The sequence below is a fragment of the Okeania sp. SIO2C2 genome (assembly GCF_010692625.1).
GTDB classification, from domain to species: Bacteria; Cyanobacteriota; Cyanobacteriia; order Cyanobacteriales; family Microcoleaceae; genus Okeania; species Okeania hirsuta.
This window is the reverse complement of record NZ_JAAHGM010000100.1, coordinates 1-17,591: the sequence shown is the minus strand read 5'-3', so window position 1 is coordinate 17,591 and position 17,591 is coordinate 1. Positions and strand designations below refer to the sequence as shown.

The following is a 17,591-nucleotide window of genomic DNA, read 5'->3' as shown; positions in this document are numbered from 1 at the left end:
TTAGATGGGGAGTGGGAGTTCAGGTGGGGGCTGGTCGGCGATGGGAGATGGGGAGATGGGGAGGTGGGGAGATGGGGAGATGGGAGGATGGGGGGATGGGGGGATGGGGAGATGGGGAGAGGGGGAGATGGGGAGATGGGGAGATGGGGAGATGGGGGATGGGGGGATGGGGTGTATTGAAGTATTTTTAATTCTTGCTTCAATCAATTCACGACTCCGTGCCTCTAAAATTTTTACGCGGGTAAATATATCAAAAATCGCTCCTTGGAAATGGAATGAATTAATTATACCAATTCCCAAAAGTAGTGCTATACTTGGGCAATACTTCAGTTGTCAACTAATCAGCACAATCCGAATCACTTTGTATGCTAATTTTAGCTCGCGAATGATGTTAATTATTCTTATGTTTGCTTCTCCCCCATTCCCCTACTCCCCTACTTCCCCTCCTGGGAGGGGTTAGGGATGGGTCCCCTACTCAACAAAATGTAGAAAAGTTTTTGAGAAATGGTATTACTTATCCCACACTTTACCGAAAAATTGTGGGTATGCGCCTCCCCTTTTAAGGGGATAATAAAAAAAAATTTTCATGAATTTGTCAATCCTCTTCAATTTCTTTTCAAGGAGAGGTAATTATTCATTATTCATTATTCATTATTAATTGTTGAATGATGCACTACCGAAATTATCAATTTTTGGCGTTGGTGAAGCGCGTGTATGATATTAATTTTCATTACTTAGGAGTCAGGAGTCAGGAGTCATATCATGTCCGGTAGCATCGGTATTGTATAGAGAAGGTAAGGAAAATGGAAGAGGGAAGATGGAGGAGAAAGAAGGTTTCAGAGTCAGAAAAAAACTTAAACAGGACTTACGCAAATTGACCTTTAAAGCACCATCTGTAGGGGCGAATGGCATTTGCTAACGCAAAGCTCCGCTAACGCCCTAGCTATATGTAGAGTCCCTGCGTAAGTCCTGTTAAATTTCCTGTAGATATTCACCCTTGGGTTTACACAAACGATTGCCTTCGGACATGATATCAGGAGTCAGGAGGGAAGAAAGAAGAAAAAACAGGAGTAGAAGGAGAAAGTTTTTTGGTCGCGTAAAGGTCACTGAGTTCTATCGAACTCTTATCCGGGCATGATATCATACCTCAAATCACCAACGCCCAATTTTTTTCCCCTACTCCCTAGTCACTACTCCCTCTTTTCTGAAAATGTCTATTAGTTATTATTCTTGTAACCAAACAGAAACTGACCCGCCATTACACCGAAATTTAGCCCAACCAGAGTCATTAGTATAAATGGGTTCCTGAATATGTTCCGTGAGGTCATAAAACTTAGCATTTGGTTTACCCACTTCCATCCACTTGTAACCTGGATAGCTATCACTCATAATTACAGCCATTGCTTTTGGATGTTCTTCAGTACCCAAACGAGTCCAACCTACAGTATTGTAATGATCGAAATAATCATATTGCTCCCCATAAGCATAATATTTCCGGGCAAAAAGTAACTTATCAATTATCCAACGGTGGGATGGTAAGAAAATCTTGTAACGGTTGCCATCTTTCCCATAATCTTCATACTCTGCACCATAATAGTCAGCATAAAAAATGCAAGGATATCCTTCACGACGCAACAAAATAATGGCATAAGCTAAAGGCTTAAACCAAGATTCAACAGGAGCTTCCAATGCTTGTAAAGGTTGTGAGTCATGGTTTTCCACAAAAGTCACAGCATTGACCGGACGTTCCTGCATTAAAGTACCGTTGAGAATATAGCGCATATCATAATGCCCACCCGATTTACTCGCATAATAAAAGTTGTAATGTAGAGGAACATCAAACACAGACATTCTGCCACCAACTGAATTAATATACCAGTGCAACGTACCAATATCGTTGAACCAATATTCACCCACCATAAATAAATCTTTCTGAAAATAATCCTCTAATATATCAATCCAAAGGGGAAAAAACCAAGAAGAAATATGTTTAATGGCATCAAGTCGAAAACCATCAACCCCAGTAGTTTCCAGATACCATTTACCCCAACGTATCACTTCATCGCGAACTTCTCTACTCTGGAAATCAATATCGCATCCCATCAGGTAAGCATAGTTGCCATTTTCCAACGCTACATAATCATCAAAGCTTTTCCCTTCAAATAGATATATAGTATTTTGTTCCTTGCTATAGTCATCATAATCTACTGCATCAAAATGCCACCAATGCCACTCAAAGTCAGAATACTTTTTTTGCCGACCAGGAAATGGAAAATGAGTATAACCTTTAACTTCACGCATTCCACCCTTGGGATGAATGCGGTTATCCTTGGAAAAAGGAGTTGCTTTGACAATTTCTGTTCCATCAGCACCCATGCGGTGGTTGAGAACTCCATCAGCATAGACATCAATACCAACATTGTGTAGAGCTTGAATAGCATCTAAATATTGTTGGCGATCGCCATATTTGGTCCGAACAGTACCTTTTTGGTCAAATTCCCCCAAGTCATACATATCATAAACCCCATATCCCACATCATAAGTCCCCCCTATACCTTTGTAAGCTGGTGGTAACCACATGGCGGTAAAGCCTGCATCTGCTAATTCTTGGGCCATACTTGCCACTTGATTCCACAGGATAAGATTTGGGTCAATATACCAGTGGAAATATTGTATCATTACGCCGTTAATTTCTGCCATGTTCGGAAATCCTCAAATCTATCAATATGATTATGGCTGTTTCGTGGGGGTGAAGCAATAGCGAAATTCTTGAAAGGATTACTGTTCCTCATTTTTAGCCATTCTCAGCCTTTCCTTCTGACTTCTGACTCCGGACTCCTCCGTTGGATTGGCGATGTACAGGAGGGAACAGGAGGAGAAAGTTTTTTATTAGGCTATTATCCGGACATGATATGAAAAGGAATATAGAACCCATTTGATATCTATTTAAAAAGAGGTGGGGAGGTGGGGAGGTGGGGAGGTGGGGAGTATTTTTCAACCTGCTTGGTGCCAGTTTCCTCTCTTGGTCAGCATTCCCTTGGGTCTGAACCGACGCGGGATCTGACCGCTCTCTTGGTCGAGCAGTGCGCCCTGCGGGTTCCCAAGGAGCTGTGGGCGGGACCTGCATCCGCCCTTTATCAGCCACTTAAAGCAACTGCCATACGCAAAGCGTCTCTGTTAGCGTAGCTCATCCGAAGGAGGAAAGAGATACCCGAAGGACGCGGAGTCCCATCCGCTTTTTCCTTTATACCTTCCCTACTTTCTGACTTTTGATTTTTTAATTATGACTTATGACAAAAAACTGAATCAGCGACAAAGATACCACTCAGGGGTTCTATAGGAACTTTCTATGGCATATCCCTACAAGGGTTGGAGAATTTAAGAAAAGGAATATTTAATTTATATTCAAAATTTTGAAAAAACTGGGACAAGTTTTAGGTTTGGCTCAAAGCCGAATTTTCTTGGACATATTCAACAGTGTTCATAACCGAATCAATCTCAACTTCTGCACCTGCGCGAACCACAAATTCACTGGGTCCAAATTCTGTACTAACATTTCCCCATATGTCTAATATTTTTTTTAATTTATATGCCATGATTTGATAATTGAGTTAAATTTATTAAAAGTAATATTAGTTAAGGTATGCTGAGATAAAATGAACCCACTAAATCGATTTTCCGATCGAGCCGAAGATTATGCTCAGTATAGACCAAATTATCCAAAAGAAGCGATAACTTTAATGATTTCTGGATTTGAAAATCCTTCAGAATTATTAGCAGCAGATATTGGAGCTGGTACAGGTATTGGTTCTAGAATGTTAGCTGAACAAGGTATTAATGTCATAGCTATTGAACCAAACCTTAAAATGAAGAATGCTGCTCAATCTCACCCTTTAATAGAGTTTAGAGAAGCAACGGCAGAAGCGACTAATCTTCCTAATGAATCAGTTGATTTAGTAACTTGTTTTCAAGCTTTTCATTGGTTTAATCTTGAACCTACTTTACAGGAATTTCACAGAATTTTAAAACCCTCTGGCAAATTAGCACTTTTATGGAATAACTGGAATAGAGAAGATGGATTTACTAAAGAAAATAGTAACTTAATGAAGCAGATATGTAAACATCATTCAAACACTAAAAAAAAGCGACGCTCTTCAATTGCCTCCATAGAAAAAAGTTCCTATTTTGTCAATTTTCAACATTCAACATTTACTCACAGACAAGAGTTGGATTTGCCAGGATTAATAGGTCGTATTATGAGTTCGTCATCAGTGCCAAATCAAGGTTATGAACGAGAACAAATTATGGCAAATTTGAAAGCATTATATGAGCGATGGGTAGATAAAAAAGGTCTAGTTTATTTACTATATCGTACAGAACTATATGTTGCTGAACCCAGGTTAATAATTACTCCAAATCAGTTTTGACAGAACTTAGTAATGCTGTCAGAAAATTTTATTTTTATTTCTACTTAAAAAAATAACTTTGAGCGCCGAGTATTAATTGTGTAGAAAAAATCGTTAAAAATATGATATCAAATCCGTTTAATTAGGTATAAAAATATTGTCCATCTTCACCATTGCCAAATCTTTATAACTGTTTTCCCTCCTGACTCTTGTACGTCGCTAATCCGATGTCTCCCCTACCTGACTCCTGACTCCTACCTTCAAAAAATTTTATACCGATGCTACTGGATTTTATATGACATCAGTCAGATAGACTTTCAATACGCCGACCTCTTCCCTTGAAGAAGGAGACAGGAGACAGGAGACAGGAGACAGGAGGAAAATTACATGGGGATTCTAACCCCAAGTAATTTTGAACACCGTGTAGACGGTGAGGTATTAAACCCACAAAGAAAATGATAATTATTGTCCTCCATTGCTGACTATTTTAATGCACCATTTTAGCTGTGTCGGTCCACTACTACTAAAAAGCTAATATGACAGATAAACCTACAGATTATGCTGCTATTCTCCAAGCTGCAGGAAATCAATTACTATTACCTCCAGAGTGGTTAAAAATTGGTGCAAAAATTTATTCTCCTGAATATGGTATTGGTCAAATTACAGCAGTATTAGGCAAACGTTTAATTGTAGACTTTCTAGAAAATCCCACCCCAGTACATTTTCCTGATTGGCAAATAGCAATTAATCAAAAACAAATTCATCAAAGAGATAGTAAAAATTTTCAGACTAAGAAGTTAAAACAGCCAGAAAAATTAAAGATTACTTCAGCAGAAATAGCAGCTATTCCTCGACCAGTTTTTCAAAAAATAGCCCAAGATTTTTTAGATAAATTAGTAGCTATAAAAAATACAGCACCAACTCCAGGAAAACTTTATCCTTTGCCAAAAGATTTACCAATTACTCTACAAAATTCTCTTGCTCAAAAGAATATTACAGAACTCTATGAACATCAAATTGAAGCATTAACTTCTCTGAGAAAAAAATTAGACCTTTGCATCTTTACCCCCACAGCTTCTGGCAAAACTCTCTGTTATAACATCGCTATTTTAGAATCATGTTTACAACAACCTCAGACCACAGCATTATATATTTTTCCTCTCAAAGCATTAGCATTAGACCAGATGCAAAAACTTGAAAAAATGGTGTCATACTTTCCCGAAAATTCTGTCAAAATTGGATTAATTACAGGTGACACATCCTCAAAACAAAGGAAAAAATTATTTATCCCCAACCCACCCAATATTTTAGGAGTCAGTCCAGATTTATTACACTATCAACTATATAGAGTTAGAAGCAAAGATGGAGAAGGATGGCGTAAATTTTTTCAACAACTCCGCTATGTAGTTATAGATGAATCTCATACTTATAGAGGTGCTTTTGGCGCTCATTTTGCTAATCTAATGCGCAGGTTAAAAATGGCGGTAGACCGAGTAGGAGGAAGTTCAGAAAAATTACAATTTATCTTTAGTTCAGCTACTATTGGCAACCCCGCAGAAATGGCAATGAGATTTAGCGATCGCTCTGACGAACCGGAACGACTTCATCTAATATCAAAAAGTGGTGCTGATAGTGCTGGTAGAACAATTTTATGTCTGGAACCTAGTGAAACTGCTAACCCCGATGCTTGTCAAATAATTTTGTCTTGGTTACGCCACGATTTAAGTGGAATAGTATTTTGTAATTCCCGGAGTACTGTTAAAAAACTCCTGGGCATAATTAAGCGAATAGCTGATAAGAATGGAGAGAGTTATTTGGCAGATAAAGTGGCAATTTTTTATGGTTCTTTGCAATTTAATAGACGACAGGATATTATCCAAAAATTAGAAGCTGGTATAGTAAAAGTTATTCTTTCTACTTCTGCATTAGAAGCAGGAATTGATTTACCAGGACTTGATTGTTGTTTGGTGCGTGGTTATCCTGGTAGTTTAATGTCATGGCGACAAAGAATTGGTAGAGCAGGACGTAGAAATCCTGGGTTGGTGATGTTTTTACCAGTAGCTCAAAACCCGTTGGATAATTTCTATGGAAATCAACCAGATTTATTATTAAATGGTGAGGTGGAAAGTGCTGCTTTTAATCCAAATTATCCGACTATTTTGGGCAAACATTTAGAATGTAGTTGTGTAGAAAGTGGTGTACCTTTGAATGAAATAACAGAACGTTTTGGAGAAGTAGCTGGAGCTATTGCTGATAGTTTATTGAAACAAGAAAAAATCTATATTACTAACTCTTCTGAACTTTGGGGATATGGTTATCCTCATCGGGATATTAATATTCGCGGCCATGCTCAAAATGATGTGGAATTAATCAATATTAATACTGGAGAAACTTTTGAAAAAATGCAAATGAGTCTTGCCCATCAGGAAGTTTTTCCAGGGGCAATTTATTTAGCCCAAAATTATGACAGCGAGTTAATAATTTATCGTTCTGAGAATCTCGACTTAGATACAAAAAAAGCAATTTTAAAACCTTTAGGCAAAAATTCTAATTTAGAAAGCAAACCAAAAACTGAGTTAGTTATTCAAGAAACTCAGCAATTAGCAAAATCCCAAATAATTCAAACAAATATTCCACACGCTAGATTGAGATTAAGTTTAATCTGGGGAGAAATTACCTCTTCAGTAACAGGATATGATTTGTTTGCTACTGAATATATAAAAGGAGGTGAAATTACTAGAATTGTAGATGGAGGTAGTTTCGATCCACCCTATAAAACTCAATATCAAGCTCCAGTTGTGAAGGTAGAGATAAATCATGTTTTTAGTAATGTTATACGGGAAAATATTAGAGAAATTAAGGAGAAAATCAAAGAGAAGTATCAAGACAAAATTCCAGATAAGTTCAAAAATTTATGGAGTTGTAATTCAGATTTTATTGCATTGCATAGTATGGGACATCAACTAATGTTTGCTGTGCCTTTAGTAGTGTTAAGTTCGAGTCAGGATGTTCAATGGTTTGTGAAGCAAGAGAGAGGAGAAACTATCGGTTATTTTTTTGATACTTGCGATGGTGGAAATGGTGCGAGTGAAGCAATTTTTAATCAACTGTTGAAGTTTGCAAAGAAGGCAACAGAATTAGCAAAAAATTGTGATTGTGAATATGGTTGTCCCCGCTGTTTAACTCACCATAGTTGTCCTCAGCAAAATAGAGGTTTATATAAAGATTTAGGGTTGTTAATTTTGGAGGCGATCGCTGTTTAGGGAGTAGGGAGTAGGGAATAGAAAACAAGAAAAACAACTGTACCTCAGTAACTTGAGAAACGCTATATCGCCACTCGGTTATTCAGTCAAACTCTTACAAAGTTATATATGATATAATTATGAGTATTGACAACTGATAACTGAAATTACACAGTTTTTGATGAGATTTTTATCCCTATTATTTGGTTAGAATAAAATTTATGAATACTGATATAGCTTTGTGGAAAGTTGTAATTAATCTGCCTGAATCTCTGAAAAAAGAACTGTTGAATTATGCAGAATATTTACGAGAAAAATATCCGAATAATCCACAATCTACAGAAAAGATGGAAACTGTTAAGGGTTATGGTAGTTGGGCAGATAAAATTATTATGTCAGATGATTTTGATGAACCATTAGAAGATTTGGCAGAATATATGTAATATGAAATATCTTTTGGATACTCATGCTTTTCTTTGGTATTTACTGGGTAATACTAATTTATCAATTAAAGCAAAAGATATTATTGATAGTAAAGAAGACTTGTATTTTAGTATTGTTAGTCTTTGGGAAATTGCTATTAAAATTAATATAGGTAAGTTGCAAATAAATCGACCTATGGAAGATTTATCTCAAGAATTGCAATATATGAATATTTCAATCTTACCAATTATAGATAAAGATATTGAATTATACTCAGCACTTACTTTACCATCAAATCATCGAGATCCTTTTGATAGAATGTTAATTGTTCAAGCTATGAATTACTCTCTTATTTTGATTAGCAGAGATGTTAAGTTTGATGCTTATCCCATTCAAAGGTTATGGGATTGAAGTCAATATAAATAGGGTTTCCTAATTAAATCTAAAAGCATTGATATCTAAAGACTTTAACCTTTTTGGGGTCGAAAAAAGTGCCTGGTATCACGTCTAAAACGCTCAAAAAGGAGCGTATTTTAGGCGCATAGTTGGGCATAAAAATCACTCTGACAATTCTTACTCCTACCTCCTCGCTCATTCCCATTTCTCCTGTCTTCCCCTCCTGGGAGGGGGAGGGGCGAGGGGTGGGTTGTCTCCTGTCTCCTACCCGTACTAAAAGACTTTTTCAGCTTCTTTTCAAGGAGAGGTAATTATTAATTATTAATTGTTAATTTCTGACACTTTCTTCTCAATTTCACCATAAAAAAGCCATCCATTTGTTCTCTATGAGGCCAAACTTTTACCCATCCTTCCGCAGTGGGAGCAATAATAAAATCAATAGTTGGCGCTTCAATTTCCCACTCAGAATTATTGGTCAAAAACTTCTCAATCACCTCCTCATTTTCTAAAGGATAAATTGTACAAGTTGCATATACCAAAACTCCGGCTGGTTTGACCCATTTGGCAGTATTTTCTAATAACTCACTCTGAAGTTTTGAGAGCTTTTGAATATTCTCTGGAGTTTGTCTCCACCTTGCATCCGCTCGACGGTGTAAAGTTCCTAAACCAGAACAAGGTGCATCTAATAAAACTCGGTCAGCTTGATTAATAAATTCAGGAAAACTTCGACTATCTCCTATATAAATAGAAATAGATTTTAACTGCAATCTTTCAGAATTTTGTTCTAACATTTTTAGTCGAGAAGGTGTTTTATCAATAGCAAAAATCTTGCCATTATCTCCTATTAATTCTGCTATGTGAGTTGTCTTACCTCCAGGGGCAGCACAAGCATCAATAATTATTTCTCCTGGTTGTGGATTTAATAAATAACTAACTAATTGAGCGCTACTATCTTGAACTGACCACCAACCCTCTTTATAACCGGGTAATTTTTGGATTGAACCTACTGCACCTGTTAATCTTAAAAGTTGGGGAAATTGAGGTATCCAGTTAACAGAAATACCTGTATTTTTAATTGCTGTTTCTACTTCTGTAATTGAGGTATTAAGCGGATTAATTCTTAAATCAAGACTCGGCGATTGATTGAACCATGAACATAATTCTTCGGTTTCTCTTAAACCTAATTTATCTATCCAATATTCAACTATCCAGTCAGGAAAACTATATAATATTCCTGATTTTTGTACTGGATTTTTGGGCAAGTCAATCGTCAATTCTCGCCGAATATATTCTCTGAGTAAACCATTAATAAAACCAGTTAATTTAGCCAGTTTATTTTCTTTTGCTAGCTCAACTGTAGTATTAACTGCTGCTGATTCGGGAATTTGTGCTAAATAGGATAATTGATATAAACCAATATGGAGAATTATCCGTAAGTCTGGATGTTGTTGGTGAGATTTCTTTTTTGCTAATCGATCGATAATTGCATCAAGCGATCGCTGCTTTCTCACACATCCATAAACTAACTCTGTAACTAATCGACGGTTGGCATCAATTAAGTCATTTTTTCTCAAATGTTTATCTAGAGCAAAATCAGCAAAAGCTTCTTTTCGATACACTTCTTGGAGGATAATAAAAGCTAATTGACGAGGATTATTATTCACTACAATTAATTAAAAACAAATTAATAACTTTTTTGATTAATTACGAAATTATAGCATGATAATATAAATGCATAATTTTAACTTTAAAGAAGCGGTCACCACTCAGCACTCAGTAATCAGTAGGATTATTTTTTTTACGTTTAGAAAGGGATTTCAAAACCTCCTAAACTATCCGGTTTATAGAAAGCGGGGATTTTAACCCAGAGTTCTAAAAGCTGATAGCTAGTTAAACTGTTCAAAATTTAAAATGGGTAGACAAATATTGACTGATTGAATAGTAAGCATTTCCTAGAGCTAATAGTTGAAAAGTCTTTCCCTATTCCCTATTTTCTTGAATAGTTTACTAAAATAAGTAGTCAAACAAAACTAATTGTATATTTGATAGTCCGATTAAATAGGTAGGAAAAATTATTTTTATAGCATTGATTAAAGAAGTGAGGTACAACATATTGCCTATTGCCTATTCCCTGTTTCCTCTTCCCCATTAAAAAATGAAATTACAACTAGAAAACCAATTTTTTGTCGTAGGTCTAGCAATATTTGCAGAGAATCTAAAACTATTAGAAACATTTTTTTCTCATCTGCCAAAACAACTAAATATTGTATTCATAATAGTAGTCCAAAATCAATCTGCTAATTTTCCCAGTCACCTTGTCCAACTTCTAAAAGGAAAAACGATCCTCACAGTCCATAAAATAGAAGATGGAATGATAATAAACCCCTGGACTGTATATATTGTGCCAGAGGGAAAATATCTACACTTATGTAATGTTGATTGAGTATGAATGGATTGGAAAAATCTGTAGAATTATCAAACATACCAATCAAAAAGGTACTCGTTTTGAATATGTCTTGTCTTGTATTAATGATAACAAACCTTTTTTTACACCACACACGAAAAATTAATGCCTGTGTCTGTCGATCGCCTATAATATCAACAAGTCCGGCAGCGTCTGTATAATAAAAGGTTGTTTCTAGTAGTCAGTAGGAATAGCTTCAATATCATTTTTGAGGGCCTGCGCAATTCCTTTTTCTCAAAGATCAATCTGACTTCCAGCATTTTAGTTGACCTCATTATTTATAACTTTCTTGAGTGCATACTGCTATCATGGCCAATCCTATCGTTATAGCAAGCTACTACCCAACACATAGCGCTATAATATCATGTCCGGTTGAACAGTTATAAATAAATGATGGAGGAGTCAGGAGTCAGGAGGACTTCCTCAGGAGTCAGAAGGGAATAAAGAAGAAGAAAGAACAGGAGAAGGATAAAGTTTTTTGGTCGCGTAAGCGGAACGGAATTCTATCACGCTCTTATCCGGACATGATGTAACTCACTTTGATGGCATTGTAAGTACGCGCCAGACAATAAAACCTGCAAATAAAACATAACCTGCTACTCCTACCCAGTCTTGCCAACTTCCAGATAATTGACTTTCCATAATTTCACTTCCTATTAATTTTGACTTGTATATCATATCAAATCCGTTTAATTCGGTATAAAAAAAGGCGTTGCACAGTGGCGAATGATTTGAGATTTTTGATTGAATTTGATTTTGGATTTGATAATTGCTAGAACAATTAATATTAGGTTTTTTTAGTCAAAGTCTAAACCTCTTTTTGGCAGTATCATTCCATAATGTGCAACCCCTAAAAAAATGTTCCATCTTCAACCATTACCAAATATTTAATGTTCCATCTTCAACCATGACCAAATATTTCTCGATCTCTCCATCTCCCCATCTAATTACACCGATGCTACCGGATTTGATATGACTTACGCATGAACGCGATTGGTAGGGTGTGTTAGCGATAGCGCACAAACTCTATAGCGCTGTGCGCAGGCAACAGGCAATAGGCAACAACTCATCTGGGGGAATAAAAAGCTGATAATATAAGACTTTTAGCTATTGGACACCTCCTGTGATTTGTAAATATGCCAGCGCACATTGCTATACTTCTATTGTCAGTGCCTAAGTCCTGTTATAGCAAATTATGGGTTACTTAGGACTTATACTGATAATCAACCGTAAGACAGGGAAATATTTTTCCCACTGTTGCCTGTTCCCTGCTATAGACTATCATAATTATTGATTGTTGTAAAAAATATAGAAATTAATCACTCAAAACTTGCAAAAGATCGCCAACCGCTACACTCCCATCACTATCAACAGTTGCCAATACTCCCGTGTGAGCGTGACCAAATTTTTCTTTCAACACCGATAATAAAGGAATATCGCGATCACCTGTTTCTGGATCGACCTCAATATTCATACACCGTCCAATTTTAGCAGTAACAGTAATTTGAGCATTACCCAAGCGCAACTGTTTTCCTACCAAGTCAAACTCTGACCAAGCATCCATGCCATCCACAACTACATTAGGACGAAACCTCTGCACATCTAATATCTTGCCTGCTTTTTCTCCTAAATCATCCATAGTTGCCTGACTAATAATAGAAATATGTACAATTTCGCGGTCGGGATAACGAGTTGTATTACCATTTCCCACTAACTGCACAGGAGCTTTTTGAGGATGACGCGCTCCTTTATTCGGTGTGAGAGTAGTCAAATAATCTGTGAAAAAAGCACTAATGCGATCGCGTTCCTCAGATAAATCTGCATTTGCCTTCAGCAACTCAACTTCCTGTCGTCGCACAGTCAAAAATCCAGTTTCTGGGTCAAACTCACAATTCAAAGCAGCTAAACCAGGCCAGTCATTTTGTACTGCAAAATGCTTTTTACTCATCCAAGGTATAACTTCTGGTATTGTAGAGTTATCAGAGTCGAGAAACATCAAAGCAAAAGCGCGATCGCCTTTAATGCCATATCCTGAAGTGAGGAAAAAATCCTGGCAATTTTTAGGAGTTAACCCTTTAATTGGGTGAATAAATAATTGTTTAACTGTTGCTAATTTCATGTTATTTTTTATTATTGGAGATGCTAGTGGAAAAAAATTAGACCCTTATCTGTTGGGTTTGCTAGCGCTTAACCCAACCTACTTTATTACAAGTTTATATCATTATGCGTTTTCCTGCTCCCTAAAACTTATCATTTTGTACCTCACACTTTTTGGGAATTACTATTGCTATATTAGAGAGTGTTTATAGAACCCATTTGAGATCTATATAATTATGGTGTAAGAGTCTTTTCGCGCATCAATTTTGAGGAAAAATCATATGAAGGAGTGTTGAATTTTTTGTATGATCTCTCCCCACATCTTCCCTCCTGTCTCCTGTCTCCTGTCTCCTGTTTCCTAGCTAAAAAAACTTGATATTTATGAAGATACGCTTAGGGGTTCTATATTATGAATATAATGTAGTAGACTTACACAGCTAAAACTGTGCATTAGTTTTTAACTTGAAAACTCTTACTTTTGAATGCATGACTTTTGACTTTTGAATTGAATCTAATGCACCATTTAAGGTGTGTCAGTCCAGTAGAGTACGTTAGTATCACGTAACGCACTATCCCACAGCTAGGCAATGTTTTTTTTCCACTGTTGCCTGTTGCCTGTTGCCTGTTGCCTATTCCCTGTTGCCTGTTCCCTGTTCCCTGTTCCCTGCTATAATACCTAAAAAAATTGAATCATAATTCTCATCGTTATTTACAAAAAGAGTGGAAATGCACTCAAGTAGGACTATTACTGTTTCCTATATTACCAACTATAGGTATATTAACTCTAATTTTTGCCGTTATTAGTACTTGGCAACAAAAATGGCGCAGCATTATTCGTCGTCCCCACAATATAGCCTTAGCTGGTCTTGCTGTCTGGTTAGCGATCGCTACATTTTTTGCATTAGACCGCCAGGAAGCATTGTTAGGACTAGCTAATTTATTACCATTTTTTGGAGTATTTGCTGCCTTGAGTACTCTCATTCAAACTCCTTCCCAACTGCGACGACTTTCTTGGGTAATGGTATTCTCTTCAGTACCTGTAGTCATTTTAGGTTTCGGACAGTTATTATTGGGTTGGTCTGGCCCCCTGAGTTTACAGATTATTTTAGGTTGGGTACTTGTACCACAAGGCAACCCTCCAGGGAGAATGGCTTCAGTATTTATGTATGCTAATATTCTCGCAATTTATTTGACGGTTGTATTTATTCTAGGGTTGGGGTTGTGGATTGAAAAATGGAAATTTTTATTTGGAAACAGGGTGACGACAGAGAGCGCACACTCAAAACAGAAAATGGGTCGCTTCAATATTTTTCATGGTAAGTCGTCTCAAGAATTTGTTTTTTTGACAGTAGCAATAATTAGTAATGGCATTGCTTTGGTCTTGACAAATTCACGCAATGCTTGGGGGTTAGTGGTATTTGCTGGTCTTGCTTATGCTATTTATCTTGGTTGGCGTTGGTTAGTATGGTTAGTAATGACAGCAGTGGCAACTGTATTTGGAGCTGCTTTTGCTCCTACACCTTTGCAGGAATGGTTACAAATAATTGTTCCGGAATACTTTTGGGCACGACTCACAGATCGAGATTTTGATAGACCTGTAGCCATTCTACGCAGCACCCAATGGCAATTTGCTTGGGATATGACTTTAGAAAAGCCTTGGAGTGGTTGGGGTTTGCGGAATTTTACTCCTGTGTATGAAGCACAGATGCAAATGTGGCTTGGTCATCCCCATAATTTATTCTTAATGCTAACGGCAGAAACTGGAATTCCTGCTGCTTTGTTTTTGTTTGTTTGGGTGGGTTGGATATTGGCAAAGGCAGTATTGTTATTAATGAATTGGTCATCAATTTATTCCAGAGGAGACCGTTTCATATTTTTTAGTTATTTAGTGGCTTTTGCTGCTTGTACTATATTTAATATGTTTGATGTGAGTTTGTTTGATTTACGAATTAATACCATAGGATGGTTACTTTTAGCTGCAATTTGTGGGTTTGCGAAGAAGGAAGAGGGAAGAAGGAAGAAGGAAGAAGGTGATTAGGGTGTGTGACGGCACGCTTACTATTTTGGAATCATGGTTGGTTTAACAGCTCACGCACCGCCTGCTTTGGGGTAGTGCGTTAGGTAAGACTAATATCATGTCCGGATAAGAGCGTGATCAAAAAACTTTCTCCTTTTCCTCCTCTTCATTCTTGCTTCTTTCTTCCCTCCTGTCTGCTGTCTCCTGTCTCCTGTCTCCTTCTTCAATTATCTGACTTTAATTTATGATAAAATTTCAGATAAATCTATCTAACAAATAAAGCTAGCAATGAAAGCAGAGACATCTCAGCAAAAATCTCTTCCTAACTGGGAAGAATTACTACAGGTTGCCCAACAAAATACTACGGCAAAATGGATATCAAGACCAGGACAAATACCTGCCACTGCAACAATATCTAGTCATCTTCATCAACTCAGTCCTGGGGAAAAACCTTCTGTGTTGCTCTATCGAGATACTCATGCTTGGTGTCCTTTCTGTGAAAGAGTTTGGTTTGCTTTAGAAGAAAAACAAATTCCTTTTGAAACTGAATTAATTGATTTATCAAACAAACCACAGTGGTATAAGGATATGGTACCAACAGCATTGGTTCCCGCAGCCAAAATTGAGGGAGAGTTAGTTTATGAATCTAAGGATATTCTGCTTGCGTTGGAAAAAAAATTTGATAGTTTTCCTCTATTGCCGATCGCCCCTCAAGAAAAGTCTGTGGCATTAGATATGATTGAGAATTTTGATGCCAATGGTTTAGTTAAGTCAGGATATGCGTTTCTCCGAGGTAAACCTGCTAACTATGAGCAATCTACAGAAACTATTCCGGAACAGATAGCGGCACAACTGCTGAATTTGCAAACACTTTTGAGACAAAATTAGACCAGTTAGAGCTATTATTGGGTCAATATCCTGGTGTTTATTTTATGGGCGAGTTTAGTTTGGTGGATATTATGTATACTCCAGCTATCAGAAGGTTCGCAGCAAATTTACCTGTATTCCGGGGATATTCTCTATACGACAATGACCGCTTTCCTCGACTCAATCAATGGTTGACAGCTATCAATAAACGTTCCTCTTATCAACGGATCAAACCTAGTGCTCGAACTAATAATTTGATTATGCACAAGTTATTTGGCGTACAACCTATCCATAAGAGTAAATCTCTAAGTGTTACTCAACCACAACCCCATGGAGAAGTAGAAAGTCAAACAGAAGAATATTCTATGGAGGCAGCGGCGAGATTAAGTAGTAACTACCAAACTGTGATTGCTGATATTATCAAAAATTCGGGAATTAAAAAATGGGTGAGTCAGGAGACTTTACCCAGTATTGAATCAGCTATTGATGGGCATTTGAGACGTTTAGTTCATTGTTTGATTGAAGGAAGTATTCCATTATTTTCTGACAAACCAGTTGACTCAAAAACTGACCAACAGAATGAAGAAAAAGAGGAATCTGCTGCTGATGCTGCTGTAGGAGCGATCGCCCTTGCTTTTCTCAGAAATAGAGTTTGTGTTCCTCGCGATATGAGTGCAGGGGCAGCAGTTGCTTTAGAAACAACAATTGATGCCATGTTGTCTAGCATCTACTAGACATCTCCTAGACATCTCCAGAAAAGAGGCAGTAGGCAGTAGGCAGTAGGCAGTAGGCAGTAGGCAGTAGGGGGGAAAGAATTGATAATTTCTGTGTAATAAGGGAATAGCAGAAAATAAATTATCCCAATTTTTGTACTTAGATCGTTAACTAGCTACTCTCTACTCCCTTACTTTTTCAATTTCTTCCCTACTCCCTACTCCCTTACTTTCATAGCTAATGGGATAATTTTTTATTTGGAAGTCCCTAATTGATTTGATTTTTTTACGATCGGAACTAAGTATTGTCAGGGTTAGAGCAAAACTACAAGCAAAAACTTTATTATAGCACTAGGCATTAAGATTAGGACAGCTAAGAAACTTCAAAACATTACAGTTAAAAGTTTTGACTCTAGCTGATAGCTGTTTGCGGAGCATTCCGTAGGAAATGCTGATAGCTGAATGCTGATAGCTATATAGAACCCATTTGAGATCTATATAATTATGGTAGTCAAGTCTTTTCGCGCATCAATTTTGAGGAAAAATCATATGAAGGAGTGTTGAATTTTTTGTATGATCTCTCCCCACATCTTCCCTCCTGTCTCCTGTCTCCTGTCTCCTGTCTCCTAGCTAAAAAAACTTGATATTTATGAAGATACGCTTAGGGGTTCTATAAGTAATTATCCGGAATATATTACCTATATTATGAAAGCAAGATTAAAATTGAAGTGAATCTAATTAAGGGTAATTTATGGGGCCAGAATTCGTAAGTTGGGTAATACCAAAAGTAGGGGGGTTATCTTGTGAAAAAAGCGGGCGATCGCTTAACTAAAACCCTAAATAAAACAGATATAGAAAAAGCAATTAAATCTGGAGAAAAAGCTGTGAAAGAATGGGAAAATCAGCTTCTCCCGCAACAGCTTTTATTTTATTCTGCTAAACAAGATGGTGGGAATGGAGTTAATA

12 protein-coding genes and 1 pseudogene are annotated in these 17,591 nt (G+C 37.0%); 9 read left to right on the top strand and 4 right to left on the bottom strand.

What is annotated here, in order from left to right; translation table 11 throughout:
- Nucleotides 1-191 (top strand): annotated as a pseudogene (locus F6K18_RS34165) (hypothetical protein); the annotation flags it as partial.
- 1,033 nt (nt 192-1,224) lie between these two features.
- Here the strand turns inward: F6K18_RS34165 and F6K18_RS34160 are convergent.
- Both F6K18_RS34160 and F6K18_RS34155 read right to left on the bottom strand, forming a co-directional pair.
- Nucleotides 1,225-2,700, bottom strand: coding sequence for an alpha-amylase (locus F6K18_RS34160; RefSeq protein WP_287527560.1), 1,476 nt, complete (start codon nt 2,698-2,700; stop codon nt 1,225-1,227).
- A gap of 734 nt (nt 2,701-3,434) precedes the next feature.
- On the bottom strand, nt 3,435-3,596 hold the full coding sequence (locus tag F6K18_RS34155; RefSeq protein ID WP_287527558.1) for a hypothetical protein: 162 nt from the start codon (nt 3,594-3,596) through the stop codon (nt 3,435-3,437).
- Nucleotides 3,597-3,656: 60 nt separating this feature from the next.
- Here F6K18_RS34155 and F6K18_RS34150 point away from each other — a divergent pair, with 60 nt between their 5' ends.
- The 4 genes from F6K18_RS34150 to F6K18_RS34135 all read left to right on the top strand — a co-directional run bounded on the left by F6K18_RS34150 (nt 3,657) and on the right by F6K18_RS34135 (nt 8,482).
- Entirely contained in the window at nt 3,657-4,427 is a 771-nt protein-coding gene (locus F6K18_RS34150) for a class I SAM-dependent methyltransferase (RefSeq protein ID WP_287527556.1), read from the top strand.
- A 515-nt stretch (nt 4,428-4,942) separates the two neighbouring features.
- Nucleotides 4,943-7,669, top strand: coding sequence for a DEAD/DEAH box helicase (locus tag F6K18_RS34145; protein ID WP_287527555.1), 2,727 nt, complete (start codon nt 4,943-4,945; stop codon nt 7,667-7,669).
- A gap of 200 nt (nt 7,670-7,869) precedes the next feature.
- The gene (locus F6K18_RS34140; RefSeq protein WP_287527554.1) at nt 7,870-8,091 is read left to right on the top strand and encodes a DUF2281 domain-containing protein; all 222 of its coding nucleotides are present in this window, start codon (nt 7,870-7,872) and stop codon (nt 8,089-8,091) included.
- A gap of 1 nt (nt 8,092) precedes the next feature.
- Nucleotides 8,093-8,482 (top strand): type II toxin-antitoxin system VapC family toxin, encoded by a 390-nt coding sequence (locus F6K18_RS34135; protein ID WP_287527553.1) that lies wholly within the window; start codon nt 8,093-8,095, stop codon nt 8,480-8,482.
- Nucleotides 8,483-8,781: 299 nt separating this feature from the next.
- Here the strand turns inward: F6K18_RS34135 and F6K18_RS34130 are convergent, their stop codons facing one another.
- On the bottom strand, nt 8,782-10,131 hold the full coding sequence (locus tag F6K18_RS34130) for a 16S rRNA (cytosine(967)-C(5))-methyltransferase (RefSeq protein WP_287527552.1): 1,350 nt from the start codon (nt 10,129-10,131) through the stop codon (nt 8,782-8,784).
- A gap of 491 nt (nt 10,132-10,622) precedes the next feature.
- On the opposite strand from F6K18_RS34130, the gene F6K18_RS34125 reads away from it, so the two are divergent.
- Nucleotides 10,623-10,910: a chemotaxis protein CheB gene (locus F6K18_RS34125; RefSeq protein WP_287527551.1), complete on the top strand. Its 288-nt coding sequence runs from the start codon at nt 10,623-10,625 to the stop codon at nt 10,908-10,910.
- A 1,336-nt stretch (nt 10,911-12,246) separates the two neighbouring features.
- Here the strand turns inward: F6K18_RS34125 and F6K18_RS34120 are convergent.
- Nucleotides 12,247-13,050 (bottom strand): MOSC domain-containing protein, encoded by an 804-nt coding sequence (locus tag F6K18_RS34120; protein WP_287527550.1) that lies wholly within the window; start codon nt 13,048-13,050, stop codon nt 12,247-12,249.
- 663 nt (nt 13,051-13,713) lie between these two features.
- On the opposite strand from F6K18_RS34120, the gene F6K18_RS34115 reads away from it, so the two are divergent.
- The 3 genes from F6K18_RS34115 to F6K18_RS34105 all read left to right on the top strand — a co-directional run bounded on the left by F6K18_RS34115 (nt 13,714) and on the right by F6K18_RS34105 (nt 16,646).
- A complete protein-coding gene (locus tag F6K18_RS34115) occupies nt 13,714-15,066 on the top strand; it encodes an O-antigen ligase (RefSeq protein WP_287527549.1) in 1,353 nt (450 codons plus the stop codon).
- Between the two features lie 267 nt (nt 15,067-15,333).
- Nucleotides 15,334-15,933, top strand: coding sequence for a glutathione S-transferase family protein (locus F6K18_RS34110; RefSeq protein WP_287527548.1), 600 nt, complete (start codon nt 15,334-15,336; stop codon nt 15,931-15,933).
- 17 nt (nt 15,934-15,950) lie between these two features.
- Complete coding sequence (locus F6K18_RS34105) at nt 15,951-16,646, top strand: hypothetical protein (RefSeq protein WP_287527547.1); 696 nt, start codon at nt 15,951-15,953, stop codon at nt 16,644-16,646.
- The last annotated feature ends 945 nt before the right edge of the window (nt 16,647-17,591 follow it).